Genomic DNA, 25,369 nt, shown 5'->3' with positions numbered 1-25,369 from the left:
CGTGCCCGGCGTGCTGCCGGGCGCGTTATTTAGGCCCGAATATCGTCATATTCCCGCGTCTTATCAAACTCATGCTTCGCAAACGGGCACAGCGGAATAATTTTGCGGTTCTCACCGCGCATCTTCTCCACCACTTTCGCCACCAGCTGTTTACCGACGCCCTGCCCTTTCAGGCTCTCATCCACATCGGTGTGCTCGATAATGCTCAGGTGCTCGCCGGTCGGCACGAAGACAATCTCCGCGACCTGGTTGCCGTTCTCATCATTCACGTAAAACTTGTTATGGCCTTCCAGAATATCCATGGTTCCTCGCTTATTTTTGGCGATACTTCAGCGCACCGCTCGGGCAGGTATCAATCACGCGTACAACCGTTTCAACGTCCACTTCATCGGGAATGATCCACGGCTTACGTTTCAGATTAAACAGCTTTGCGCTCCCACGCACGCAATTACCTGAGTGTTTGCAGATCCCGGTATTAAAGTAAACGTCAATTTTCTCGCCGGTATAGGCCCGGTACCCCTCATCCAGTAGTTCTTTATCCATGACATTGCCTCTGTAATTATTATCGTGCTGAATGAAGCATAGCCTTACGGGATCCTGATGGCTATAACGCCGAAAACGAAAAGCCAGGTCACAACTCTTTTCTCGCCAGATTGCGTCCGCTATTGGCACATGTCAGGCTCCGCAAATCTCTCACTTTCATAGGGCTAGCACAGGTGGAATGAAACGCAGACTCTCTTTTCAGGTAAAGCTGTTTTTAGCGCTGGTGTGCTTCTCCTGCCTGCTGTTAGTTCTGCTGGGAACGATCCTGTTTCATTTTATTGACCGACAGCTACACCACGATTTGGGCCAGCGCGCCCGGGTACAGGCCAGTGAAATCGCCCTGATACCGGGTCTGGCGGAAATGGTGGCAGCCAGAGATATCCCCGGTATCGCCCGCTTAATACAGCCGCTGCGTGCCGAAAGCGATGCCAGCTATATTGTGATTGGCGATACCCGGGAACAGCACCTTTATCATTCGGAATCACCGGAGCGCATTAATTTACCGATGATTGGAGGGGATAATGCGGAGGTGTTAAAAGGCAAAACCATTATTTCCGTGCGTCAGGGCGGGATTGGGGTGTCGCTGCGCAGCAAAGCGCCAATCTTTAATGCGCAGCATCAGGTCATTGGCATCGTCTCGGTCGGCTATCTGACCTCGTATATCGCCAATATTAACGCCCGCATTCTCTGGCAGGCTGGACTGTACGGTATTGCCCTTCTGCTGTTGCTGTTTATTTTCTCCTGGCTGTTTACCCGCAATCTTAAAAAGCAGATGTTCCGCCTTGAGCCGAAAGATATCGCCCAGCTGGTTTTGCAGCAACGCGCGTTATTAGAAGCGATGTACGAGGGGGTATTTGCCATCAATGAAGAGAAGCAGCTGATTTTAATTAACCGGGCAGCCAGGGAGATGCTCGATATTCATCAAAGTGAGAAAGAACTTATCGGCAAACCGCTGGAAGACGTTCTGCAGACGTCGCCGGGCTTTTTATCCCAGCGCTACGCCTCGGTAAGCGCTGGTCGCCACGACCAAATCGCAGTGCTTAACCAGCGAGAGGTGATCGTTAACCGCGTGGCGATTGAGGTCGAACCCGGCGTTGAAAGCGGCTGGGTGTACAGCTTTCGCGACAAAAACGACATTAACACCCTCAGCAGCCAACTGAGCCAGATCAAGCGCTATGCGGACAACCTGCGCATTATGCGCCACGAGCAGCTGAACTGGACCGCGACGCTGGTGGGGCTGCTGCAGATGAAACACTATGACGAGGCGATCCGTTACATCCAGATGCAGTCAGAAGGCGCGCAGCGCGTGCTGGACTTCGTTTCGGCCCATTTTTCCTCTCCGGCCCTGTGCGGGCTGCTGTTAGGAAAATACGTCAGCGCGCGCGAAAAAGGCGTTGAACTGCAGTTTGACCCGGCCTGCCAGCTCACCCGCATGCCCGGCACGCTCAACGAAACGGAGCTGATGTCCATTATTGGTAACCTGCTGGATAACGCGGTGGACGCGACCCTTAAGGCACCGGTCCCCGCGCCAGTGGAACTCTACATTTCTGACCGCAACCAGGAGTTGTTGATAGAGGTGGCAGACAGAGGCTGCGGTGTAAATGAGGCGGTGAAGCCACACATTTTCCGCCAGGGTTTCAGCAGCAAACCGGAAAGTGAAAACGACATTGTGGGTACCGAGCACGGTATTGGCCTGTTTCTGGTGGCAGGCTATATCAGGAAAGCGGGCGGCAGCATAGAGATCGCCGACAACACGCCGCAGGGCACCATTTTTTCTGTGTTTATTCCCAATGGACAACAGCATGACCCAACCACTTGACGTTGTGATCGTTGAAGATGAACCGCACCTGGCGGAACTGCATCGCGAGTATATTGAGCAGAATTTCCACTTGCGCGTGGTGGGCATCGCCGCGTCGATTGAGCAGGCATGTAGCCTGATTCGTCAGCATCAGCCGCGGCTTATCCTGCTGGACAACTATCTCCCGGACGGTAAAGGCGTGGAGCTCATCGATAACCCGCTGCTGAAAAGCTATGAATGCTCGGTGATCTTCATCACCGCCGCCAGCGATATGCAGACCTGCAGCCATGCCATGCGCAGCGGCGCGTTTGACTACCTGATCAAGCCCGTCTTTTTCCAGCGCCTGCACGCCTCGCTGGAGCGGTTTATGCGCTTCGTCCACACCGTGCAGCAGGTGAAGGTGGTCGACCAGCACGCGCTGGATCGTCTGTTTAATCTGCCTGCCGCGGAAGCCTCCATTACGCCGTCGACGAAGGGCATTGAACCCCAAACGCTGGAAAGGATTAAACGCCTGTTCGCCGAACATCCCGACAGCGCGATGTCGGTTGAAGAGGTGGTGGAAAACGTGGGGATCAGCAAAACCACGGGGCGTCGCTACCTGGAATACTGCGTGGAGAGCGGGTTAATCATCGTCGAAATGCTGTATGGCAATATTGGTCATCCACGGCGGCTATACCGCAAAGCCGACGATAAACCGTAATCCGAAACCGTTCGCAGGCAAACGTTCGCGGATTTTATGGTGTTAATTGCTGAAACGATGGTGACAGTCACACTTCGGAATCATTGCCCGCGCCTCCCTATTGTCGGAGGCGCGCTTTACGCTATGTTGACAATTAGTTCCTCAAATGTAACTAAAAGGTTAACTATAATGTCGAACACGTTCCGAATTTCTCTGCTTACCGCTACCGTCCTGTTCTCTGCTTCTGCACTCTCTGCCCTGCCGCAGGGCTATCCTGCTGAGTATCAAAAAGTTGTCGATGCCGCCACCAAAGAGGGCAAGGTGGTGATTTACTCCACCACCGACACCAAAGCCGCCGGGCCGCTGATTGCGGGTTTCGAAAAAACCTACCCGGGCATCAAAGTTGAATACAACGACATGAACAGCACCGAGCTGTACAACCGTTTTATCAGCGAACAGGCCTCCGGTGGCGGTAGCGGCGACGTGGTCTGGAGCTCCTCAATGGACACCGGGCTGAAACTCGCCACCGACTACGCCATGGAGTACAAATCGCCGGAGCAAAGTCAGCTGCCGAAATGGGCAGTTTGGAAAGATAAGGCATACGGCACCACCTATGAGCCAGTGGTCTTTATCTACAACAAGCGTCTGATCCCGGCTGGCGACGTGCCGGATTCTCACGCCGCGCTGGCGAAGCTGATTGCCAGCCAGACGGACAAATTCAAGAGCAAAGTCACCACCTACGACATCGAAAAATCGGGTCTTGGCTTTATGCTTTCCGTGCAGGATCACAAGGCCGATCCAAACTACTTTAAAACCCTGGCCGACGTCGCCAAAGGCGGCTTAGCGGTGCAGTCATCAACGGGCACCATGATGGAGAGGGTTTCCTCCGGTGAAAACCTGATCGGCTTTAACATCCTCGGATCCTATGCTGAAGCCCGCGCGAAGAACGATCCTTCTCTCGGCATTTCGTACCCGAAAGATTACACGCTGGTGCTCTCGCGCGTGTCGTTCATCAGCCAGCAGGCGCAAAACAGCAATGCGGCAAAACTGTGGCTGGACTATGTGCTGTCTGAAAAAGGGCAAAGCATTCTGGCCAGTCAGGCGGATATTCCCTCCATCCGTAACGATATCGAAGGCAAAAATGATATTGACGGCCTGACCAAAATCCTCGGTAACGCGCTGAAGCCGATCCCGGTTGATGAAACGCTGCTGGAGTACCTGCAGCCGAAAAAACGCCTGGAGTACATCAAAGAGTGGCGTGCAGCCGCCGCCAAATAAGCGTTCGGGCGCGGCGCACGCCGTCGCGCTCCCTGTCGACTGAGTTCGTTTTATTGGGCTGCAACACCAGGGATACCCCATGAATACATTACGCAGAAAGTGGCAAAGCCTGCCGCGCGGCATCGTCGTGCTGATAACCGCTCTGGTTATCTACACGCCGCTGTCATTTATCGTGATACAGAGCTTCCTGTCCGCTCCGTTCTTTTCTCCGGCAAAAGAGTGGAGCCTTGAATCATTTGGCTTTATCTTCACCGACCCTGATTTCTATAAGGCCCTGAGAAGCGGTTTTATTCTCGCCTTCGGGCTGGTCATCATCGCCATTCCGCTGGGTGGCGTGCTGGCGTTTCTGATGGTTCGCACCGACCTGCCCGGCCGCCGCCTGATTGAACCGCTGATCCTGGTCCCCATTTTCGTATCGCCGATGGTGCTCGGCTTTGGCTATGTGGTGGCTGCCGGTCCCGTGGGCTTTCTGTCCCTGTGGGCGCAGGCGCTGATCGGCTTTGTGCCGTGGAACATCTACGATATGTCGAGCATCGTGGTCATTGCTGGCCTGACGCACGTGCCGCATGCCTATCTCTATATTTCATCCGCGCTGCGCAGCGTCGGCTCTGATGTGGAAGAAGCCGCGCGCATTGCGGGTGCCTCTCCGCTGCAGGTGATGACCTCCGTCAGCCTGCCGATGGTGCGCCCGTCGATCCTGTACGCCATCGTGCTGCTGTTCTTCCTCGGGCTGGAAGTATTTGGCCTGATGCTGGTGCTCGGCGATCCGGAAGGCAATATGGTGCTGGCAACCTACCTGTACCAGCTGACGAACAAGCTCGGCACGCCTTCCTATCACCTGATGGCGGCGGTTGCCGTGGTGCTGATTTGCATCACCATCCCGCTGGTGATGCTCCAGCGTCGTCTGATGCGCACCGCCAACCGCTTCGTCACTATGAAAGGGAAAGCCTCACAGGCTCGCGCGTTACCGCTGGGCAAATGGCGCTGGGTTGCCGGGGCGGTGGTTGCCTTCTGGCTCACCGTCACCATCGGCGTGCCGCTGCTCGGCGTGGTGCTGCGCGCGTTTATCTCCAACTGGGGTGTGGGCGTTTCGCTGTGGGATGAGCTTTCGCTGAGCACTTTCCGCACCATCTGGGCACAGCCCAACCTGCTGCGCGCCATCGTCAACTCCATGGCAATTGGGGTGATTGGCGGCGCGCTGGCCGTGGCGTGCTACCTGTTCGTCGGGATTGCGATGCACCGTAAACCGGATAACACCACGCGCTTCCTGGACTACAGCGTGCTGGTGCCGCGCGCCGTGCCTGGCCTGCTTGCCGGTCTGGCGTTCCTGTGGGTGTTCCTGTTCCTGCCGATGTGGCTGGACAACTCGCTGAAATCCGGCTGGCTTTCCGGGTTCGCCTGGACCGACTGGATGCGCGAGAACGTCATCGTCTGGCTGCGTTCGCTGCGCAGCACCATTTTCAGCGTCTGGCTGGCCTATACCGTGGTGTGGATGGCTTACGGGCTGAGGCTTATCTCTTCCACGCTGCTGCAGGTGGGGCCAGAGCTTGAAGAAGCCGCGCGCAGCACCGGGGCGACGCGCGGGCAGATCACCCGCCATGTGACCATTCCCCTCTCCCGCTACGGTCTTATTGGTTCGTGGCTGCTGATGTTTTTGATCTTTGAGCGCGAATACTCAACGGGTGTGTATCTGCTTTCCCCCGGCACGGAGACCATCGGTTCAATGCTGGTTTCCCTCTGGGCCGCGGGTGCCATTGATATCGTGGCGGCGCTCTCTTTCATTAACATCCTGCTGGTCGTGGTAGGTCTGGGCATTGCCCTTCGTTTCGGAGTGAAAATACATGATTGAATTAGCGGTTGACGATCTGCACTTAACCTACGGCGACAATCCTGTTTTAAAAGGTGTCTCTATGAACCTGAAGCGCGGCGAAGTGGTCTCCTTGTTAGGCCCCTCCGGCAGCGGTAAAACCACCCTGCTGCGTGCCGTCGCGGGTCTGGAAAAACCGACGCAGGGGTCAATTGTCATTGGCAACAATAAAGTTTACGACGGCACGCCGCGCAGTGAGATCCCGGCAGAAGAGCGTAACCTGGGGCTGGTGTTCCAATCCTATGCCCTGTGGCCGCACAAAACCGTGTTTGAGAACGTGGCCTATCCGCTCAAGCTGCGTAAAGTTCCGGCCAAAGAGATCCAGCAGCGCGTACAGGACGTGCTGGACCAGCTGGGTCTGGGCCATCTTGGCAAACGTCACCCGCACCAGCTCTCCGGCGGGCAACAGCAGCGCGTGGCGATTGGCCGGGCGCTGGTGTACAACCCACCGGTGATTTTGCTGGACGAGCCGCTTTCCAACCTCGACGCCAAGCTGCGCGAAGAGGCCCGCGTGTTCCTGCGCGAGCTGATTATCAAGCTCGGGTTATCCGCGCTGATGGTGACGCACGATCAGAACGAAGCGATGTCCATATCCGACCGCATCCTGCTGCTTAACAACGGCAAAATTGAGCAACAGGGCACGCCGCAGGAGATGTACGGCTCGCCGAAAACGCTGTTCACCGCCGAGTTTATGGGCAGCAACAACCGCCTGCACGGCAAGGTCACCGAAGTGCGCGACGGCAGAGCGCGTATCGAAGGGAAAGGCTGGGTGCTGTGGGGCCAGGCGGGCGAAGGGGTACAGAGCGGTAATGACGCTACGGCGGTGATCCGGGTCGAACGCGTGGCAGTGGTTGAGGGGCCAGGGGAAAATCAGCTTGAACTGCCGCTGCTCACCAGCATGTATCTTGGCGACCGCTGGGAGTACCTGTTCCGCACGCCGGGAGATGATTTTGTCATTCGCGCGTACGGGCAGGAGGTTCGGGATCCGCAGCACTGCCATCTTTCGCTGCCGGAGAAGCATGTTTGGGTGTTCCCGAAAGGGTGAATTTAAGAGGAAAAGGCTGCGGGATGCGGCCTTTTTTGCTTTGACAGGGTGAGAGCATGTAATCTCACACTCAAATATTTAATTAATGTTACTTTTCCGATGTCAACAACGTCTGCCCGGCTTACAGACATTGCGGGATGCCCTGGGCTGTCGAAATTGGTGGCAGTGGCACTGACGGCGCCTAAGGCTGCCTCAGTTGCAGGACTCAGGGAAGCGGCCCCGAGCATGCCGGCGACAATGCCAAAGAACGAGGCCATGGTCTGCCAGCTACGGGCGGAGTTGAGGGAAAGCAGATAGGTCCGGGCAGGATTAACCGGGCCTTTACCTCCGGGCAGCATCGGCATGAAATTCTCATTGGGCAGAATGACAACTGGCGACAGGTTAAGCTCCGGAGCATCAGATATCAGGGGCATTCAGGGCCCCGTCCGGGGCGGAAGTCCTCCGGCGCGCTGCGTGAAATACCGAGGTAAGTGATACCGAAAAGCGTACCGCAAAGTGTCTACTTTTCAAAGGTACATTTTAGTAAGTAGAAAACAAAATTTTAGATGTTTTAGAACAAAAGCATACACGGGTTTTCCAGAGCAAATTTTTAAAGATATAATGTAAAATACAAGCTTAGTTATGTGAGATAAAAAATGATTGCTGATGAAGAATTTGACGAAGCGAACGCTAATGTTGTAGTACCCATAGACAAGGAACTGAAAGTCGAAATGGAGAAATTTGATGATTCTCCATCTGCACATCCTTGGGATCCTGAAAAAATAAGAATTACAACAAAGCATTTTTCCCTACGTGAAGTAGTGGACCAAATAAACGATAAGGATATTGATCTCTCACCCGACTTCCAGCGTGATTACGTCTGGAGCACTCAACAAAAGATTAGATTGATTGAATCGGTATTATTAGGCATTCCTTTGCCAGCTTTCTATTTCAATCAGGAATCTGACGGATCATTTCAGATAGTCGATGGAGTGCAAAGATTAAGTACTATATCTTCTTTCATGAATAATTTATATTCATTGCAATCCCAACATTTAGAGTATCTTAAGCATTTAGATGGAATTAATTTTGAAAACCTCCCTTCTCTAGAATTGAGGCGTTTCAGGGCTACTCAAATTGTAGTTCATGTAATAGAGCCATCAACACCCAATGGTATTAAATACGATATATTTAGCAGGGTAAATACCTTAGGCAGCCCGCTCAAGCCGCAAGAAATAAGACATGCTATGAGCACATCACGTGCAAGAGAATATTTGAAATTACTTTCAGAGAATGACTTTTTTGATAATGCTACCGGCTGGAATTTTTGGAATTCAGTAGATGGTATAAAAGTACGCGATAGCGGACGTATGACTAATCAGGAGTTGGTCTTACGGTATTGCGCATTCAAAATGACTTCTATTGATGAGTATAGAAATTATGCAAGCTTAGACCGTTTTTTGATTGATTTTACACGTCGGCTTGATGGAAGAAAATCTGAGGAGTCGGATCTAGCCCCTATTAGTGACGATGAGTTAGATTTACTTTATCAAAGCTTCATATCGTCGATGAGAAGTGCATATGATATTCTTGGCGATAACGCATTTCGAAGAATAGAAGAAGGTAAAAAACGAGGGCCTATAAATAGAGCTATTTTTGAATCTCAAAGTATCGCTTTGTCTTTATTTCCTTATAACAAACTTATAGATAAGAAAGAGGAAGTAAAACAATCCTTACTTGAGCTATTCAAAGATGAGAACTATCTGAAGTCTGTAACTGTGAGCACCGGTTCACCTAGCGCGGTAATAGCAAGATTAACCAAACCAATAAATGAATTAAAGAGTATACTTAATGATTAAAACAGTTAAGATTGAAGGTTTCAAGCGATTCATTTGTGAAACCTTTCCACTAAAAAATCTAACAATTTTAGCTGGAGTAAATGGTGCAGGTAAATCATCACTTATTCAAGCAATTTTGTTATCTCATGAAGCCTCTAAAGGTCACAATACAGTACCATTAGACACCGCTTATGGCGTTGATCTTGGGACAGTACAAGATATAATGAACTGGCGTAATGGAAAGGAAGAGATTGATATCTCCCTTGAATTTAATAATGGAGTGCATGGTGAGTTCAAATTTACATCTTCAAATTTATTTTCTTTATATTTGGATGTGAAGTATTTTTACTCTGGAGAGTATTTTAATACAGAAAACAGATCATTTATATATTTGTCAGCGGAACGATTTGGCCCAAAAGCGGAATATAAATTCACGTCAAAGCATCATCAAGAACTAGAGCTTGGAATTAGAGGGGAATATTGTGCACAGCTTATAGATAGCATTGGTTTAATGCCTATTAATCACGCCTCCAGAACTCATCCTGACACTCCAGAAAATGAAGCTGTTTTTTTGAACTACCAATTGGAAAGATGGCTTTCTGAAATTTTTAGACCTATTAAAGTACGCTCAGAAAAATATGGATCAAATACATCTTCCTCACTACAATTCAAAGTTGAAAATGGAGAGTGGGTTAAAGCTTCAAACATGGGGTTTGGGGTAACATATGTTTTACCAATAATTCTTGCAGGTTTAGTGATTAAAGAGAATGGTCTGCTTATAATTGAAAACCCAGAAGCTCATTTGCATCCTGCTGGCCAATCAAAAATTGGAGAGTATATTGGTTGGTTATCTGCGAAAGGGGTTCAGGTTTTAGTGGAGACTCACTCAGATCATGTCCTTAATGGTATAAGAAAATCTATAGCAGCTAAAAATAACATTTCACATAAAGATGCAAATGTTTTATTTTTTGATAATAACGAAAAAGAACCATCAATTACTGAGTTACATTTTACTGAATATGGCGGTTTATCTGGATGGCCAAACTCTTTCTTCGATCAATACCAACTAGATACAGCTACTCTCGGTAAATTTAGACGGAGCAGAATTTAAAATGTCATTCGTTATTGATTCATCTGACTGGGATTTTATAAATCTCTCATGTCCAGAAATTGCTAATATTTTAGAAAACTTCCTAGATAGGCTATATATCGCTAAGGAACGTGGAGAAGAATTCTTTTTCGGTAATGAATTTCAGAGCAAAAATGTATGTAGGGGAATGGATCTTTGGACATTCCTTTGCTCTCCAGAATCTGCTGAAATCGACAAGGGAATCAAAGATGAATTAGCGTCATATATAAATCGTGGATGTTTTTATGAGGATACGGAAAATTTATGGCCCCCTACCTTTCTAAAAAGTGATGTCACTGATAGTTCTGGTGCAATTGTCGGACTTGATTATGCTTATGCTTATCATAACTTAATTAACAATACCCCTTTCGCCTGTATATCACTCAGGGATAAATCAAAGCTTCCGGTTTCGTCAACATATGGACAATTAGAAATTTACTTTGTTAATTCTGAAAAAAGCAATTTAACATTCTGGAGAGAGTGTGCATTATCGACAGTGAGGGATACCCAGGAAAACTTACATATTCTTTCAAGCCATCTTTATCCTGATTTATATTTCTTCAAAGGTGTATGGGACGGAATAGACTCGTTTGAAGGCGGCTATTCTTCTGTTTATCAAAAACTAAAAAAATATTTAGAAGTATTCAACGATTATGGTAATTGGATTTATTCCGCTCCACCTCCTGCGATACATATTACCGATACAATTAATTCAACAATAGGTCAGAAGCCAACCAATGAACTAATTGAAGAACGATTCCAAGCCTTAGGATTATGTGTAGCGCCTGAAAAACCAGATGTTAGAAAAAATGAAAAATGTCGAAAAGAAAGAGAGATAGTTATTAACAAAACCACGCATTATTGTGAATGGCATGGTAAGTTTGAGCCACATCAAAACAGAATTCATGTACATGGCCCAACATCACATTCTGCAGGAAAATTTATTATTGCTATTTTTTGTAAGCATCTATCATTGCCCAAGCATAAGTAAATGTACCGAGCCGGCTGGCCGCGGGACGTGTAGTAAGACGACGGTCAATCACGTCCTGAAGGATCCCGAGTCGGTTCACATCGTTCATCGAGAAACACTCCATTCCGCGTCTTATCCTTTGAAAGCAATGATCGCTGGAGTGAGGCTATAGCACGGACATGTATATGGTCAGATGCGGACATCTCAATTTAGCTACCACATTATTAGTTCGCATAACAATGAATATGTTAAATAGCTGTACAATTAGTGAATAGATGCACTTCAAAACATCAAGTTATCTCCCTTGCGTCAGCCCAAAGCAGCATTGTGTAACTGCACTGCTTGTTGCAGTGAGGCGTGTCGCTGAAGGCATCAAGTAGCGATATTTGGCGAAGAAAAGCGCTTTTCACCGAGGGCCTGGGCTGACGGTCTAGCAGATCACCAACAGAGCTGGGGATATTTTGAACAGGAGAATGTAAACTGGAAGGATAAAGCAACGGGCCCCCCACGGGGGCGGGTTGTGAAAATATTTTCTGTTGTCTTCGACCTTATTGCACGTAAAATGACCAGACACATTTTGGGAAGGAGTCTTTAATGGATATTGCGCTGCTCAACAGGGGCTGGAACAGAACATGGTCAGATACCATGGTGAATCTTGAAGCCCGGAAACTCGTCGATACAGCAAACCGCCTGTCAGCATTCTATTTGCAAGATGGTCTTACACGCATCAAGTTTGTCGAAGAGATAAAACAGGTTGTAGATAAAGAATTTGAAACAGCACGACGAGCTAAAACCGATGAAGAATGCATTGCATGCATCAAAAATCTACGTGCCGAAACAGATAATCTACAAGAACAAGAACACCTGTTAAGAACCAGAGCCGCACAGCTTTACGCGAAAGTCGAATTTGTTAAGGAAAATAATAAAATCGTCGGTTATGTTATATCCGCTGTAAATGTGGTGCTATCAGGCGTGGTTCTCTTTGGTGGCTTTATGATGTTATCCACTATGGGGCCGATTGGTATGCTGGCTGGGGCAGTCCTGATTGCCGATGGAATGAACGGATTAACCAAAGAAGTGCTCAACTTTAATCAGCCAGCAGGACATAAACCCTCACAAGGTATCATTGCTGACTCCGCGATGCATACGGCCCAGTTTATGGGATTTAATCCTAACACGGGCCTGGCTCTCTATAATGGTGTTACTCTTGGTGCCAGTGTGTACAGCATTGTGGGATTCGCTCGAAAAACTGGAGCCTGGAGATTATTCCGCTGGCTTCCACACGATTACTATCGCAAAGTCAGCACAATGAGCACTCCTAAACTAACAATGAAGATTGTCGGTTATGGTGTTAAAGCAAAAGTGATTTTCGATCTACTAACAACAGAAAATGGAACCAGTTAATCCTTGATAGTTTTACGGTAACGCCAGGATTTATAGGAAATTACCGGCGGCTGTGCGAAGGACATAATGGCAACCCCAAAGATCATCGCCAGCCCCCATGCAAATGCTCTATCAGGTGAACTGAAGACGATAAGTAGCAGTAGGATTAAGGCACACACAGCCACCACTCCCGCCAAGGTAACAAATCGCCTGGCAAGGTCATTTATAGCCTCTCCAAGCGTTCCTCCATATTTTTCAATATTGCTTTTTATCTTCTGCAATTCGGGCTGCGTAAACCCTGAACGTAACAAAGCTTCATCAGTCACTTTCATATCGTCTCGTCCCTTATCTTCCAGAAGTGCTTTCCCAATCGCTGATTGTGCTAGCAATCATACTGATGAACTTTACAGCAATCCACATGATGTTTGTGCAATGTATCAGATTTCAGACAATAGCAGCCAAAAGGCCGCACATCGGGCTTAAATGCGTATGATCAATCTGTTCGGGAGTTATGCCAGGTATGCGGCTTTTTGTTCGTTGTTGTGCTGTCGCGGTAAGAACCAGGAACCACCGCCAGCGTGATGATATGCTCTCTTGTACCACAGACCAATCGCGCGACAGGTACGGGCGTAGAACAATGGGTAGTTTAAGTTGTACCTGCTAAAGCAGGGCTACGTAACTAACTGATAAGTTATAACTTATTGCTTTATCAGGAGATCTGGAGCGGGCGAAGGGAATCGAACCCTCGTATAGAGCTTGGGAAGCTCTCGTTCTACCATTGAACTACGCCCGCTTTGAGGTGCGTAAGGCATTATAGACCTTACGCACCTTCATACAAGCCTCTTCACAACTAACCGGCGATTAAATAATCACTTAGCACTTCGGTTTGCTGCCGGGCGCAGGAAGGTAACGCTGCGGATCGATGGCCGTCGCCTTATAGCGGATCTGGAAGTGCAGCTTCACCGAATCGGTACCGGTGCTGCCCATGGTGGCTATCTTCTGCCCCGCCTTCACGTTCTGGCCGTTGTTGACCAGCATCGTGTCGTTATGCGCGTAGGCGGTGATGTAATCTTCGCCATGCTTAATCATGATGAGGTTACCGTAGCCGCGAAGCTGGTTACCCACATAAACCACCTTCCCTGCCCCGGAGGCATAAACCGGCGTACCGCGCGCAGCGGCGATATCAATACCCTTGTTGCCACCTTCAGAGAGTGAGTAAGGGGCGACCACTTTACCGCTGGCAGGCCAAATCCAGCAGCGCTGTCCAACCGGCGGCCATGACGATTGCGGTACCTGATAGGACGGCGTCACTTTGGCGGTTTTGCCTTTCGATGAGGATTTTTTGCCCGAGGACGAACTGCCGTTCACCTTGAGCTTTTGCCCGACTTCGATGGTGTACGGCGGAGAGATGTTATTCAGGCGCGCCAGATCCTTCACGCTGGTCCCCGTTGCGCGCGAAATCCGGTACAGCGTATCCCCGCGCTTAACGGTATAGACCGCACCGGAATAGCTACCCATATCCGACGATTTGCTTCCTGAACAGCCAGCCAGGAATAGCGTCAGCGTCAGGCAAAAGATGGCGATGATGGGGTTTCTCGTCAGGCTTCCTGCAAACAAAACAGATCCTCGGTCAGCGTGAATGGCGCACTATGATACCAGCCCGGAGAGATATGGGTCAGCCCTTTTCCGCTCCTGGAAACAAACCGTTCGTATAAGATTGCCGTATAATGCTCCCTGTTGATGGTGCAGAACCATCCGCATCGTTGGCACTGGAGCATGAATGAGTATTCAAGAACACGTTATTTTGGTTAATGACCAGGGAATGGTAATTGGCACTCAGGAAAAATACGCCGCGCATACTGCCCAAACCCCGCTGCATCTGGCGTTCTCATCCTGGCTGTTTAACGCCGAAGGCGAGTGTCTGGTAACCCGACGCGCACTAAGTAAAAAAGCCTGGCCGGGCGTCTGGACGAACTCCGTCTGCGGTCACCCTCAATCTGGTGAACGGACGGAAGAGGCAATTATCCGTCGCTGCCGCGATGAGATTGGCGCAGAAATTACCGCGATTACGCCTGTCGCCTCAGAATTCCGCTACCGCGAAACGGATCCTTCCGGGATCGTGGAAAACGAGATTTGCCCCGTCTTCGCTGCCCGCGTCACCAGCGAACTGCGAATTAACCATGATGAAGTGATGGCATTTGAATGGGTGACGCTGGAGTCGTTATTCCGCGCACTGGACGCCGCCCCATGGAGCTTTAGCCCGTGGATGGTGCAGGAAGCAACGGTCGCGCGAGACGCGCTGAGAGCGTTCGCTGCGCAATAAAAAAGCCCCTTTCGGGGCTTTTTTAGCAACGTAACGCCTTATTTCACCGGGCGCATTGCCGGGAACAGGATCACGTCACGAATGGTGTGGCTGTTGGTGAACAGCATCACCATACGGTCGATACCAATACCCAGACCTGCAGTTGGCGGCAGGCCGTGCTCCAGCGCGGTCACATAGTCTTCGTCGAAGAACATCGCTTCGTCATCGCCTGCTGCTTTCGCGTCAACCTGATCCTGGAAACGCTGCGCCTGGTCTTCCGCATCGTTCAGCTCACTAAAGCCGTTGCCGATTTCACGGCCGCCGATGAAGAATTCGAAACGGTCGGTGATTTCCGGGTTCTCGTCATTACGACGCGCCAGCGGAGAGACTTCCGCCGGGTATTCGGTAATGAAGGTCGGCTGAATCAGGTGCGCTTCCGCCACTTCTTCGAAGATCTCGGTCACGATGCGGCCCAGACCCCAGCTCTTCTCAACCTTGATGCCGATGCTTTCAGCGATGGCCTTCGCAGAGTCGAAGTTATCCAGATCCGCCATGTTGGTTTCCGGACGGTATTTCTTGATCGCTTCGCGCATGGTCAGTTTTTCGAACGGCTTGCCGAAGTCGAACACTTCTTCACCATAAGGAACCTGCGTGGTGCCCAGAATGTCCTGCGCCAGGGTACGGAACAGGGATTCGGTCAGCTCGATCAGATCTTTGTAGTCCGCGTACGCCATATAGAGTTCCATCATGGTGAACTCTGGGTTATGGCGAACGGAGATACCTTCGTTACGGAAGTTACGGTTGATTTCAAACACGCGGTCGAAACCACCGACCACCAGACGCTTCAGGTACAGTTCCGGCGCGATACGCAGGTACATGTCCAGGTCCAGGGCATTGTGATGGGTGATGAACGGACGCGCAGACGCGCCGCCAGGGATCACCTGCATCATCGGGGTTTCCACTTCCATAAAGTCGCGGTTGACCATGAACTGGCGAATACCGGCCATGATCTGGGAGCGAATTTTGAAGGTCTTGCGGGATTCATCGTTAGAGATGAGATCCAGGTAACGCTGACGGTAGCGCGCTTCCTGATCCTGCAGGCCGTGGAACTTGTCCGGCAGCGGGCGGAGGGCTTTGGTCAGCAGACGCAGCTCGGTGCAGTGGATAGACAGTTCACCGGTTTTGGTTTTAAACAGTTTACCTTTCGCGCCCAGGATATCGCCCAGGTCCCACTTTTTGAACTGCTCGTTGTAGATGCCTTCCGGCAGGTCGTCGCGGGAAACGTACAGCTGAATACGACCACCCACGTCCTGCAAGGTCACGAAGGAGGCTTTACCCATGATACGGCGGGTCATCATACGGCCTGCAACGGCCACTTCGATGTTCAGCGCTTCCAGCTCTTCGTTCTCTTTACCGTCGAAGTCAGCGTGCAGTTGGTCTGAGGTGTGGTCACGACGAAAATCGTTCGGGAACGGCACGCCCTGCTCGCGCAGCGCTGCCAGTTTCTCGCGGCGGGTTTTCAGTTCGTTGTTAAGATCGACTACCGCGTCAGCGCCCTGTGCTTGTTGTTCAGACATGTTGGTTCCTCATAACCCTGCTTTCAAACTTGCTTCGATAAATTGGTCCAGGCTGCCGTCCAGCACCGCCTGCGTGTTGCGGGTTTCAACCCCGGTACGCAGGTCTTTGATGCGGGAGTCATCAAGGACGTAAGAACGGATCTGGCTGCCCCAACCGATGTCGGACTTGTTGTCTTCCATCGCCTGTTTCTCAGCATTTTTCTTCTGCATCTCCAGCTCATAAAGCTTCGCTTTCATCTGCTTCATGGCCTGGTCTTTGTTCTTATGCTGGGAACGGTCGTTCTGGCACTGTGTTACCAGCCCGGTTGGAATGTGGGTAATACGCACCGCAGATTCCGTACGGTTAACGTGCTGACCACCCGCGCCGGACGCGCGGTAAACGTCAATACGCAGGTCCGCCGGGTTAATTTCGATATCGATATCTTCGTCAACTTCCGGGTAAACAAACGCGGAGCTGAAGGAAGTATGACGACGGCCACCGGAGTCGAACGGGCTCTTACGCACCAGGCGGTGAACGCCGGTTTCGGTACGCAGCCAGCCGTAGGCGTAGTCGCCAATGATCTTGATAGTGACGGATTTAATACCGGCCACTTCACCTTCAGACTCTTCGATGATTTCGGTTTTGAAGCCGCGCGCTTCCGCCCAACGCAAATACATACGCGTCAGCATGCTGGCCCAGTCCTGCGCTTCGGTACCGCCAGAACCTGCCTGAATATCGAGATAGCAGTCAGCGCTGTCGTATTCGCCGGAGAACATGCGACGGAATTCCAGCTGTGCCAGCTTCTCTTCCAGCCCGTCGAGTTCTGCCACGGCTTCGTTAAAGGTTTCTTCGTCGTCGGCTTCGACGGCCAGCTCCAGCAAACCGGAAACATCTTCCAGCCCCTGGGCCATTTGATCTAACGTATCTACGATAGCTTCGAGAGAGGAACGCTCTTTACCCAGCGCCTGTGCGCGTTCAGGTTCGTTCCAGACGTCCGGCTGTTCCAGCTCGGCGTTTACTTCTTCAAGACGCTCTTTCTTGGCATCGTAGTCAAAGATACCCCCTAAGAACGTCAGAGCGCTCCGTGAGGTCCTGAATACGGTTTTTTACCGGATTAATTTCAAACATGGTCTGTTTTCTTTTATGGACTTGTCAAAATGCGGTGATAAGAGCGGGATTGTACCGAATCCACGCCCTTTTTTATAGAGATTACTGCCGCTAAATTGGCCAGATATTGTCGATGATGATCTGAAGGGTGCGGTTACCGCGAAACTCGTTGATATCCAGTTTGTACGCCAGCTCGACCTCGCGCACGCCGTTGTCCGGCCAGATGGAGGTGTCAACGTTGAAGGCGATGCCGTCCAGCAGCGGTCCGCCGCCCACCGGCTCAACCATCACTTTCAGGTGACGTTCGCCGACGATACGCTGCTGCAGCAGGCGGAATCGCCCGTCGAATAGCGGTTCCGGGAACATTTGCCCCCATGGACCGGCATCGCGCAGCATCTGCGCGACCTCCATCGTCATTTCGGAGACAGTCAGCTCACCGTCAGAGACCACTTCGCCCTGCAGCAGCGCCGGGTCAATCCACTCGGTGACCAGCTCGCCAAACAGGCGCTGGAACTCGTCGAACTTTGCCTCTTCCAGCGACAAGCCTGCCGCCATCGCGTGACCGCCAAACTTAATCATCAGACCGGGATAAAGCGTATCCAGACGCTCCAGCGCATCGCGCATGTGCAGCCCCTGAATCGAACGGCCAGAGCCTTTCAGCGTGCCGTCGCCCGCAGGCGCAAACGCAATCACCGGGCGGTGGAAGCGCTCTTTAATGCGCGACGCCAGAATGCCGACCACGCCCTGATGCCACTCGGGGTGGTACATTGCCAGCCCGCCCGGCAGCGTATCGCCGCTGCGCTCAAGTTTTTCGCACAGGGTCAGCGCTTCGGCCTGCATCCCCTGCTCAATCTCTTTACGGGTCTGGTTCAGGGCGTCCAGCTCGTTGGCCAGCACGCGCGCTTCACCGATGTTGTCGCACAGCAGCAGCGCCACGCCGACGGACATATCGTCCAGCCTTCCGGCAGCGTTCAGACGCGGCCCGAGGGCAAAGCCCAGGTCGCTTGCCGCCAGCTTGAGCGGATCGCGGTTGGCAATCTCCAGCAGCGCCTTAATTCCGGGACGGCACTTGCCCGCGCGAATACGGCTTAAGCCCTGCCAGGTCAAAATGCGGTTATTGGCATCAAGAGGTACCACGTCCGCCACGGTGCCCAGCGCCACCAGGTCGAGGTATTCGGCCAGGTTTGGAACGGCAATGCCGCGGGATTCGAACCAGCCCTTATCGCGTAAGAGAGTACGCAACGCCAGCATCAGATAAAACGCCACGCCCACGCCGGCGAGGGATTTCGACGGGAAATCGCAGTCGCGCAGGTTGGGGTTAATAATCGCTTCTGCTGCGGGGAGCGTATCGCCGGGCAGGTGATGATCGGTGACCAGCACCGGGATCCCCAAAGCGTGAGCATGATCGACGCCCGCATGGGAGGAGATCCCGTTGTCGACGGTCATGATCATCTGCGCACCGCGGGCATGGGCCTGATCGACCACCTCCGGGCTGAGGCCATAGCCGTCTTCAAAGCGGTTCGGCACCAGATAGGTGACATTATCGCAGCCCAGCGCGCGCAGGCTGAGTACGCTCAGGGCGGTGCTGGTTGCGCCGTCGGCGTCGAAATCCCCTACCACCACAATGCGCGTTCCCTCACGAAGCGCGTTGTAGAGCATTTCGGTAGCTTTCTCGATACCGTTCAGCTGCTGCCAGGGCAGCATCCCTTTCACGCTGCGCTCAAGATCCTCTGCGCGACGCACGCCGCGGCTGGCGTAGAGGCGCTTTAGCAGCGGCGGGAGATCGTCCGGTAAATCAACGTGTTCAACCGCCTCGCGGCGGCGCAATTTGATGGGGGCTTTCACGCGAATTATTTACCACCAAACTGTTTCTGGTGCGCGTCGAGAAACTCTTTCATCTCTTTCGGTCCCTGATAGCCCGGAACAACATAGCCGTTACTCAGGACAATCGCTGGCGTACCGCTCACGCCAAACTGCACGCCCAGCGCGTAGTGGTTAGCAATGTCGATGTCGCAGGAGGCAGGCTTAACGTCTTTACCGTTCATCGCGTCATCAAACGCTTTGTTGCGGTCTTTGGCACACCAGATCGCTTTCATGTCCTGCTCTGGCTTGCTCTGTACGCCTGCGCGCGGGAAGGCCAGGTAACGCACGGTAATGCCCAGCGCGTTATAGTCTTTCATCTGTTCATGCAGCTTGTGGCAGTAGCCACAGGTGATGTCGGTGAAGACGGTAATCACATGTTTTTCCTGCGCCGCTTTATAGACGATCATCTCTTTTTCGAGCGCGTTCAGGTTTTTCATCAGCAGCTGGTTGGTGACGTTCACCGGCTGCGCGCCGCTCACGTCGTACAGCGGTCCCTGAATAAAGTGTTTGCCATCTTCGGTGACGTACAGCACGCCGCTGTTGGTCAGTACGGTTTTCATACCGGCAACCGGCGCAGGCTGGATGTCGCTGCTGGTGACGCCAAGCTTAGCCAGAGACTGTTTGATGGCGGCGTCATCCGCATGGGCGAAGCCGGTAAATGAGGCTGCCAGCAGGGTGAACAGCGCGAAAGACTTTTTCATAATTGATCCTGTTACAATTTGTCGGCACTCACGCACGAGGGTGGTGCTGTTGGTGTAGCTGCCGCAGGCGTTCCGTCGCGACATGGGTGTAAATTTGCGTCGTTGAAAGATCGCTGTGTCCCAGAAGCATCTGCACCACGCGTAAATCTGCGCCGTGGTTTAACAGATGCGTCGCGAAGGCGTGACGCAATACGTGCGGCGAAAGCTTTTCACTGTCGATACCCGCCAGTGTGGCGTAATGCTTGATGCGATGCCAGAACGTTTGTCGCGTCATCTGCTGCGCGCGCTGGCTCGGAAACAGGACATCGATAGACGCGCCATTGAGCAGCCAGGGGCGGCCATGCTCAAGATACGTCTCCAGCCAGTAAACCGCCTCTTCTCCCAGCGGAACCAGCCTTTCCTTGTTTCCTTTACCGATGACGCGCACCACGCCCTGACGCAGGCTGATGTCGCTCATCGTCAGGCCAACCAGTTCCGAAACGCGCAAGCCGGTAGCATACAATAGCTCAAGCATGGCTTTATCGCGTAACTCCAGCGGCAGGTCAACAGCCGGTGACTGTAATAATCTCTCAACTTGTGCTTCGCTGAGATCTTTCGGCAACCGCTGCGGGAGTTTCGGGGACGCCAGCAGCGCGCTGGGATCGTCTTCGCGAATCTTCTCCCGATAAAGATGCTGGAAAAGCCGACGCATGGCGCTGAGCAAGCGTGCAGAGCTGGTGGCTTTGTACCCTCCTTCTACGCGTTCAGCGAGCAGCGCCTGCAGGTCGTCGCTTTGCGCGCTCGCAAGCGATAGCTCCCGACGCGCCAGCCACTCGACCAGCATGGTGAGATCGCGCCGGTAGGCACTGAGGGTATTCTCGGCCAGATTTTTCTCCAGCCACAGCGCGTCGAGAAACTGTTCAACGAGTGCGAGATCCTTTTCCACATCAGCCCCTTTGATTTTGCAGTCAGGCCATTATGCCTGATTGCGACCGATTTCTGGTACACTACGCGCAAAGTCATAGCAAGAATTGAGATAGTTACGCGATGAATATTGGTCTGTTCTATGGTTCCAGCACCTGCTACACCGAAATGGCGGCGGAGAAAATTCGCGACATCATTGGCCCGGAACTGGTGACGTTGCATAACCTGAAAGATGACTCGGTCGCCTTGATGGAGCAGTACGATGTGCTGATTCTGGGCATCCCAACCTGGGATTTTGGTGAGATACAGGAAGACTGGGAAGCCATCTGGGATCAGCTCGATTCAGTCAATTTCGACGGTAAAATTATTGCGATGTACGGCATGGGTGACCAGTTGGGCTACGGCGAATGGTTCCTGGACGCACTCGGCATGCTGCACGATAAACTGGCACCAAAAGGGGCGGCGTTTATCGGCTACTGGCCAACCGAAGGGTATGAATTCACCAGTAAAAAGCCGATTATTGCCGATGGCGAGCTGTTTGTCGGGCTCGCGCTGGATGAAACCAATCAGTACGATCTCAGCGACGAGCGCCTGCAGGCCTGGTGCGAGCAGATCCTCGGCGAAATGGCAGAAAAATTCAGCTGACGCGCGTTACTCCTGCGTCGGCTGTTGCAGCAACATCCGGCGCAGATCCCGCCATTCTGATGCGTCCATACTGTCCGCCGCCAGCCACAGGTGCTGGCAACGTCCGCCCCCCACTTTGCGTAACCGTAACATCATCCCGGCGTTAAGCATCCAGGGTACACCGAGAATATCCCACTCTTTTCCCTGCCAGCGCAGGCGGGAATCCATCAGCAGCTTAATCTCGCCCTGACGCGCGTTAATGCGACGCTGACTGCGTACGCTGTCAAAAACAACAAACGAAAGTAATAGCAGCCACAGCGGCGTATAGCTGAGCGGCCACGGCATGAGTAAAACGATGGCCGCAACCAGGCCGTGGAGCAATAAAGACATCCACTGCGAGCGCCACGAGACGCGAAGATCAGATTGCCACAGGACCACGTTCCCGATTCCGTGTTTGAATTAATTGCACCATCCGTTGCAACTCGGTGTCGGCGGGTTTGCCGTGGTTCATCAGCCAGTTGAATAAATCCGGATCGTCAGACTCAAGCAGGCGAACAAACAGACGCTTATCATCATCGCTTAAGCTGTCGTACTCATATTCGAAGAAAGGCATGATGGAAATATCAAGTTCACGCATTCCGCGACGGCATGCCCAGTGAATACGGGCCTTGTTGTTAATATCCATGTTCAGTTTCCTGCATTACGTTTGGCACAGTCGGTACCCCGTTTTCTGTTCTTAATTTCTCTACGGGGACACCAGCTAGTGTAACGTGTTTTTGACCGTTTCATTACTGGAATATTGCGTTTGACGAGCAGGCTTCCAGAATTATCCCTACATAGACAGCGGATTACGCTATTTTGCGTAGCGTTACGCATAACCCGTTTATGGCACAAATGGTCTGCTGAAAGCGCTTGCAATGCCTGCAGGCTCTTTTACCATTAGGCATTATCAAAGCGTTAAGCAATTCAGGATACCGTTATGGCCTTTACACCATTTTCTCCTCGCCAGCCCGCCGCCTCTGCGCGTCTGCCGCTGACGCTTATTTCTCTTGATGACTGGGCGCTGGCAACCCTCTCCGGCGCCGACGCCGAAAAATACTTGCAGGGTCAGGTGACTGCGGATGTTGCGCAGTTGACTGAACACCAGCATCTGCTGGCCGCGCACTGCGATCCTAAGGGCAAAATGTGGAGCAACCTGCGTCTCTTCCGCCGTCAGGACGGTTTTGCCTTTATTGAGCGCCGCAGCCTGCGCGATGCGCAGCTCAAAGAACTGAAAAAATACGCGGTCTTTTCCAAAGTCACCATCGCCCCGGACGATGAACATGTTCTGCTGGGCGTGGCGGGCTTCCAGGCGCGTGCGGCGCTGAAAAACCTGTTTGCTGAACTGCCGGATGCAGAAAAACAGGTGGTCAGCGAGGGCGCAACTTCCATCCTGTGGTTTGAACACCCGGCAGAGCGCTTCCTGTTAGTCACGGATGCCGCAACAGCCGAACGCGTGACCGAGGCGCTGAGCGGCGAAGCGCAGCTCAACAACAGCCAGCAGTGGCTGGCGCTGAACATCGAAGCGGGTCTGCCGGTAATTGACGCAGCCAACAGCGCGCAGTTTATTCCTCAGGCAACTAACCTGCAGGCGCTGGGGGGCATCAGCTTTAAAAAAGGCTGCTACACCGGTCAGGAAATGGTCGCGCGTGCAAAATTCCGTGGGGCAAACAAACGCGCGTTGTGGACACTGGCAGGCCATGCCAGCCGCGTACCGGAAGCAGGTGAAGATTTAGAACTGAAGATGGGCGACAACTGGCGCCGCACCGGTACCGTATTAGCCGCAGTCCAGTTGGACGATGGCCGTCTTTTGGTACAGGCTGTAATGAACAACGACATGGAAGCGGACAGCGTGTTCCGCGTGCGCGACGACGCGAATACGTTGAGTATTGAGCCGCTACCGTATTCACTGGAAGAGTGATGCTGTATCGCCCGGTGGCGCTGCGCTTACCGGGCCTACGGGTGCAAATCCAGGTCGGGTAAGGCGAAGCCGCCATCCAACAACAAACTAAACCTGCCCCACGTACAAATAAATCGCCAAAAAGTGGCACACGCTGCCGCCCAGCACAAAGCCGTGCCAGATGGCATGGTTGTATGGGATGCGCTTGCAGACGTAGAAAATAACGCCCAGCGAGTAGACCACACCGCCCACCGCCAGCAGCGTTACCCCGCCGACCGCCAGCTTAATCGCCAGCTGATACACCACAATCAGCGACAGCCAGCCCATCGTCAGATAGGTGACCAGCGACAACACTTTAAACCGGTGCGCAATGGTCAGCTTAAACAGGATCCCCAGCAGCGCCAGGCTCCAGATAACAATCATCAGGCCGCGCGACAGCGGTGAGTTTAGCCCCACCAGCAAGAAAGGCGTATAGGTACCCGCAATCAGCAGATAGATAGCGCAGTGGTCAAATTTCTTAAGCCATATTTTGGCCCGCTGATGCGGAATCGCGTGATAGAGCGTCGAGGCCAGGAACAGCAGGATCATACTTCCGCCATACAGGCTATAGCTGGTAATGGCCATCGCGCTGGCATTGGTATCCACCGCCTGTACCAGCAATAACACTAAACCGACAATCCCAAACACCAGGCCAATGCCGTGGCTGATGCTGTTGGCTACTTCCTCAGCCAGCGAATATCCCTGTGCGATTAATGGTCTGCTCGCCATACTAAACTCCGGGAAAACTAAAGATGATTATTCATCGCATGACTATGCTAACTGAGAATGATTCCAGTGAACACCTGTTAGCTAAAATAATTTTAAAGTAAATTTTTATAATAAAAATCAAAAACATAAGCGAACAATTCACCTGACATTTGTTCACATAAAAATTTAAGCTTTACTAATCAATGGCATAAAATTGGCTCCTGCCGTCTGGCTGCATGATATGATGGATAAATGAGGTCTGAATGAGAGTTTTGCCACTGTGAGTATGTTCACCCACTCCGCCATTGCCAGTCTCAATAACCTGGAAATGATGGTCTACAACTATGTCATCAAAAACCGGGACAAAGTGATGTACATGACCATCCGCGAGCTGGCGGATGCGGCCAGCGTCTCAACCACCACTATCCTGCGCTTTTGCCGCAAGCTCAACTGCGAAGGGTATTCTGAATTTCGCGTGCGCTTTAAGCTCTATCTTGAGCAGAACGAGCCCCAGCAGGCGAATTTCGGTGCCAGCGAAATTATCAGCTTCTTTAAAAGCGTGAATAATGAAGAGTTCGACGCGCTATTAAATGACGCGGTAAATATCATTTTGTCTTCCGAGCGAATTATATTTGTCGGGGCGGGCACATCAGGCTCTTTGGCCAAATATGGCGCACGCTTCTTTTCAAATATTGGTAAATTCAGTAATCATATTGATGACCCTTATTTCCCGGTTACCAATGATATGGCGAAAAATGCGCTGGCGATTGTGCTCTCCGTCTCGGGCGAAACCGAGGAGATCCTGCGCTTCGCCAGCCAGTTCAGCCTGCATCACTGCAAGGTGCTCTCTATCACCAGCCATGAGCACTCGCGTCTGGCAAAACTGGCGGACTTTAATCTCTCCTGGCACGTTCCCCAGACGCGAATTGGCGGCGTCTACGATATCACCACGCAAATTCCCGTCATTTATATTCTGGAATCTCTCGGACGCAAGCTGGCGAAAAAACTGACGGAATAAAACACCCTGTTTTTTCGATGTGACAAATCACAATTTTCGCAAATTGTTATATCGTGACATTCAATTTCGCTTTGCTAGACTCAATGCCAATAAGCCATT

Annotated in this window: 26 protein-coding genes and 1 tRNA gene; 13 read left to right on the top strand and 14 right to left on the bottom strand. The window is 51.9% G+C overall.

The features are described from left to right. Positions 1 to 29: 29 nt before the first annotated feature. Positions 30 to 302: a GNAT family N-acetyltransferase gene (locus A6013_RS06500; RefSeq protein WP_028014304.1), complete on the bottom strand. Its 273-nt coding sequence runs from the start codon at positions 300 to 302 to the stop codon at positions 30 to 32. Between the two features lie 10 nt (positions 303 to 312). Continuing rightward, positions 313 to 543, bottom strand: coding sequence for a 4Fe-4S mono-cluster protein YjdI (yjdI, locus tag A6013_RS06495; protein WP_041908367.1), 231 nt, complete (start codon positions 541 to 543; stop codon positions 313 to 315). Between the two features lie 178 nt (positions 544 to 721). Between yjdI and A6013_RS06490 the strand changes: the two genes are divergently transcribed. The 5 genes from A6013_RS06490 (at position 722) to A6013_RS06470 (ending at position 7,210) form a co-directional block, all read left to right on the top strand. Next, positions 722 to 2,362: a sensor histidine kinase gene (locus A6013_RS06490; protein ID WP_069732746.1), complete on the top strand. Its 1,641-nt coding sequence runs from the start codon at positions 722 to 724 to the stop codon at positions 2,360 to 2,362. Then, entirely contained in the window at positions 2,346 to 3,041 is a 696-nt protein-coding gene (locus A6013_RS06485) for a response regulator (protein WP_075206212.1), read from the top strand. Before A6013_RS06490 ends, A6013_RS06485 begins: the two co-directional genes overlap by 17 nt. A 168-nt stretch (positions 3,042 to 3,209) precedes the next feature. After that, entirely contained in the window at positions 3,210 to 4,298 is a 1,089-nt protein-coding gene (locus tag A6013_RS06480) for an ABC transporter substrate-binding protein (protein WP_028014307.1), read from the top strand. Between the two features lie 79 nt (positions 4,299 to 4,377). Beyond that, positions 4,378 to 6,147 (top strand): iron ABC transporter permease, encoded by a 1,770-nt coding sequence (locus A6013_RS06475; RefSeq protein WP_045260923.1) that lies wholly within the window; start codon positions 4,378 to 4,380, stop codon positions 6,145 to 6,147. After that, complete coding sequence (locus A6013_RS06470) at positions 6,140 to 7,210, top strand: ABC transporter ATP-binding protein (protein WP_069732745.1); 1,071 nt, start codon at positions 6,140 to 6,142, stop codon at positions 7,208 to 7,210. The genes A6013_RS06475 and A6013_RS06470 overlap by 8 nt, the downstream gene beginning before the upstream one ends. Positions 7,211 to 7,212: 2 nt before the next feature. On the opposite strand, the gene A6013_RS27825 is transcribed toward A6013_RS06470, so the two are convergent. Next, positions 7,213 to 7,623 carry a hypothetical protein gene (locus tag A6013_RS27825; protein ID WP_069732744.1) on the bottom strand — a complete coding sequence of 137 codons (411 nt, stop codon included), beginning with the start codon at positions 7,621 to 7,623 and terminating at the stop codon, positions 7,213 to 7,215. A gap of 222 nt (positions 7,624 to 7,845) precedes the next feature. Between A6013_RS27825 and A6013_RS06460 the strand changes: the two genes are divergently transcribed. The 4 genes from A6013_RS06460 to A6013_RS06455 all read left to right on the top strand — a co-directional run bounded on the left by A6013_RS06460 (position 7,846) and on the right by A6013_RS06455 (position 12,530). After that, a complete protein-coding gene (locus A6013_RS06460) occupies positions 7,846 to 9,048 on the top strand; it encodes a DUF262 domain-containing protein (RefSeq protein ID WP_069732743.1) in 1,203 nt (400 codons plus the stop codon). Further along, positions 9,041 to 10,138, top strand: a complete 1,098-nt coding sequence (locus tag A6013_RS25080) for a DUF3696 domain-containing protein (RefSeq protein WP_083264071.1) — start codon at positions 9,041 to 9,043, stop codon at positions 10,136 to 10,138. The genes A6013_RS06460 and A6013_RS25080 overlap by 8 nt, the downstream gene beginning before the upstream one ends. Before the next feature lies 1 nt (position 10,139). Continuing rightward, complete coding sequence (locus A6013_RS26735; RefSeq protein ID WP_139128220.1) at positions 10,140 to 11,147, top strand: hypothetical protein; 1,008 nt, start codon at positions 10,140 to 10,142, stop codon at positions 11,145 to 11,147. 573 nt (positions 11,148 to 11,720) lie between these two features. Then, on the top strand, positions 11,721 to 12,530 hold the full coding sequence (locus tag A6013_RS06455; protein WP_063943159.1) for a DUF4225 domain-containing protein: 810 nt from the start codon (positions 11,721 to 11,723) through the stop codon (positions 12,528 to 12,530). Here A6013_RS06455 and A6013_RS06450 read toward each other — a convergent pair. The 3 genes from A6013_RS06450 to actS form a co-directional block, all read right to left on the bottom strand. Then, a complete protein-coding gene (locus A6013_RS06450) occupies positions 12,527 to 12,841 on the bottom strand; it encodes a hypothetical protein (RefSeq protein WP_020882780.1) in 315 nt (104 codons plus the stop codon). The genes A6013_RS06455 and A6013_RS06450 overlap by 4 nt on opposite strands. A gap of 387 nt (positions 12,842 to 13,228) precedes the next feature. Next, a tRNA-Gly gene (locus tag A6013_RS06445) sits at positions 13,229 to 13,302 on the bottom strand. A gap of 80 nt (positions 13,303 to 13,382) precedes the next feature. Beyond that, on the bottom strand, positions 13,383 to 14,126 hold the full coding sequence (actS, locus tag A6013_RS06440) for an amidase activator ActS (protein ID WP_069732742.1): 744 nt from the start codon (positions 14,124 to 14,126) through the stop codon (positions 13,383 to 13,385). Between the two features lie 163 nt (positions 14,127 to 14,289). On the opposite strand from actS, the gene idi reads away from it, so the two are divergent. After that, complete coding sequence (gene idi, locus A6013_RS06435) at positions 14,290 to 14,832, top strand: isopentenyl-diphosphate Delta-isomerase (protein WP_041908358.1); 543 nt, start codon at positions 14,290 to 14,292, stop codon at positions 14,830 to 14,832. A 38-nt stretch (positions 14,833 to 14,870) separates the two neighbouring features. Here idi and lysS read toward each other — a convergent pair whose 3' ends face one another. From lysS to xerD, 5 genes are all read right to left on the bottom strand, one after another. Continuing rightward, positions 14,871 to 16,388, bottom strand: a complete 1,518-nt coding sequence (gene lysS, locus A6013_RS06430; RefSeq protein ID WP_014885130.1) for a lysine--tRNA ligase — start codon at positions 16,386 to 16,388, stop codon at positions 14,871 to 14,873. Positions 16,389 to 16,397: 9 nt separating this feature from the next. Further along, a protein-coding gene (gene prfB, locus A6013_RS06425) for a peptide chain release factor 2 (RefSeq protein ID WP_100170824.1) occupies positions 16,398 to 17,496 on the bottom strand; the annotation gives its coding sequence in 2 pieces (ribosomal slippage) (positions 16,398 to 17,420 and positions 17,422 to 17,496; 1,098 coding nt in all). Between the two features lie 90 nt (positions 17,497 to 17,586). Continuing rightward, entirely contained in the window at positions 17,587 to 19,320 is a 1,734-nt protein-coding gene (gene recJ, locus A6013_RS06415) for a single-stranded-DNA-specific exonuclease RecJ (RefSeq protein ID WP_069732741.1), read from the bottom strand. A 5-nt stretch (positions 19,321 to 19,325) separates the two neighbouring features. Next, the gene (dsbC, locus tag A6013_RS06410) at positions 19,326 to 20,039 is read right to left on the bottom strand and encodes a bifunctional protein-disulfide isomerase/oxidoreductase DsbC (protein ID WP_049136419.1); all 714 of its coding nucleotides are present in this window, start codon (positions 20,037 to 20,039) and stop codon (positions 19,326 to 19,328) included. Positions 20,040 to 20,067: 28 nt separating this feature from the next. Next, positions 20,068 to 20,964 (bottom strand): site-specific tyrosine recombinase XerD, encoded by an 897-nt coding sequence (gene xerD, locus A6013_RS06405; protein ID WP_028014320.1) that lies wholly within the window; start codon positions 20,962 to 20,964, stop codon positions 20,068 to 20,070. A gap of 101 nt (positions 20,965 to 21,065) precedes the next feature. On the opposite strand from xerD, the gene fldB reads away from it, so the two are divergent. Continuing rightward, on the top strand, positions 21,066 to 21,587 hold the full coding sequence (fldB, locus tag A6013_RS06400; RefSeq protein WP_041908355.1) for a flavodoxin FldB: 522 nt from the start codon (positions 21,066 to 21,068) through the stop codon (positions 21,585 to 21,587). 6 nt (positions 21,588 to 21,593) lie between these two features. On the opposite strand, the gene A6013_RS06395 is transcribed toward fldB, so the two are convergent. Continuing rightward, the gene (locus A6013_RS06395; protein ID WP_028014322.1) at positions 21,594 to 22,004 is read right to left on the bottom strand and encodes a protein YgfX; all 411 of its coding nucleotides are present in this window, start codon (positions 22,002 to 22,004) and stop codon (positions 21,594 to 21,596) included. Beyond that, positions 21,985 to 22,251, bottom strand: a complete 267-nt coding sequence (gene sdhE, locus A6013_RS06390; RefSeq protein ID WP_010435322.1) for an FAD assembly factor SdhE — start codon at positions 22,249 to 22,251, stop codon at positions 21,985 to 21,987. The genes A6013_RS06395 and sdhE overlap by 20 nt, the downstream gene beginning before the upstream one ends. A gap of 294 nt (positions 22,252 to 22,545) precedes the next feature. On the opposite strand from sdhE, the gene ygfZ reads away from it, so the two are divergent. Beyond that, positions 22,546 to 23,526 (top strand): tRNA-modifying protein YgfZ, encoded by a 981-nt coding sequence (ygfZ, locus tag A6013_RS06385; protein ID WP_069732740.1) that lies wholly within the window; start codon positions 22,546 to 22,548, stop codon positions 23,524 to 23,526. An 87-nt stretch (positions 23,527 to 23,613) separates the two neighbouring features. On the opposite strand, the gene A6013_RS06380 is transcribed toward ygfZ, so the two are convergent. Beyond that, the gene (locus A6013_RS06380) at positions 23,614 to 24,273 is read right to left on the bottom strand and encodes a hemolysin III family protein (protein WP_023331242.1); all 660 of its coding nucleotides are present in this window, start codon (positions 24,271 to 24,273) and stop codon (positions 23,614 to 23,616) included. 265 nt (positions 24,274 to 24,538) lie between these two features. On the opposite strand from A6013_RS06380, the gene A6013_RS06375 reads away from it, so the two are divergent. Then, complete coding sequence (locus tag A6013_RS06375) at positions 24,539 to 25,270, top strand: MurR/RpiR family transcriptional regulator (protein ID WP_069732739.1); 732 nt, start codon at positions 24,539 to 24,541, stop codon at positions 25,268 to 25,270. The last annotated feature ends 99 nt before the right edge of the window (positions 25,271 to 25,369 follow it).

This window comes from Enterobacter sp. IF2SW-B1 (assembly GCF_001743375.1).
Taxonomy (GTDB): domain Bacteria; phylum Pseudomonadota; class Gammaproteobacteria; order Enterobacterales; family Enterobacteriaceae; genus Enterobacter; species Enterobacter bugandensis.
The sequence above is the reverse complement of the archived record's forward strand: the minus strand, read 5'-3'. Positions and strand labels throughout refer to the sequence as shown.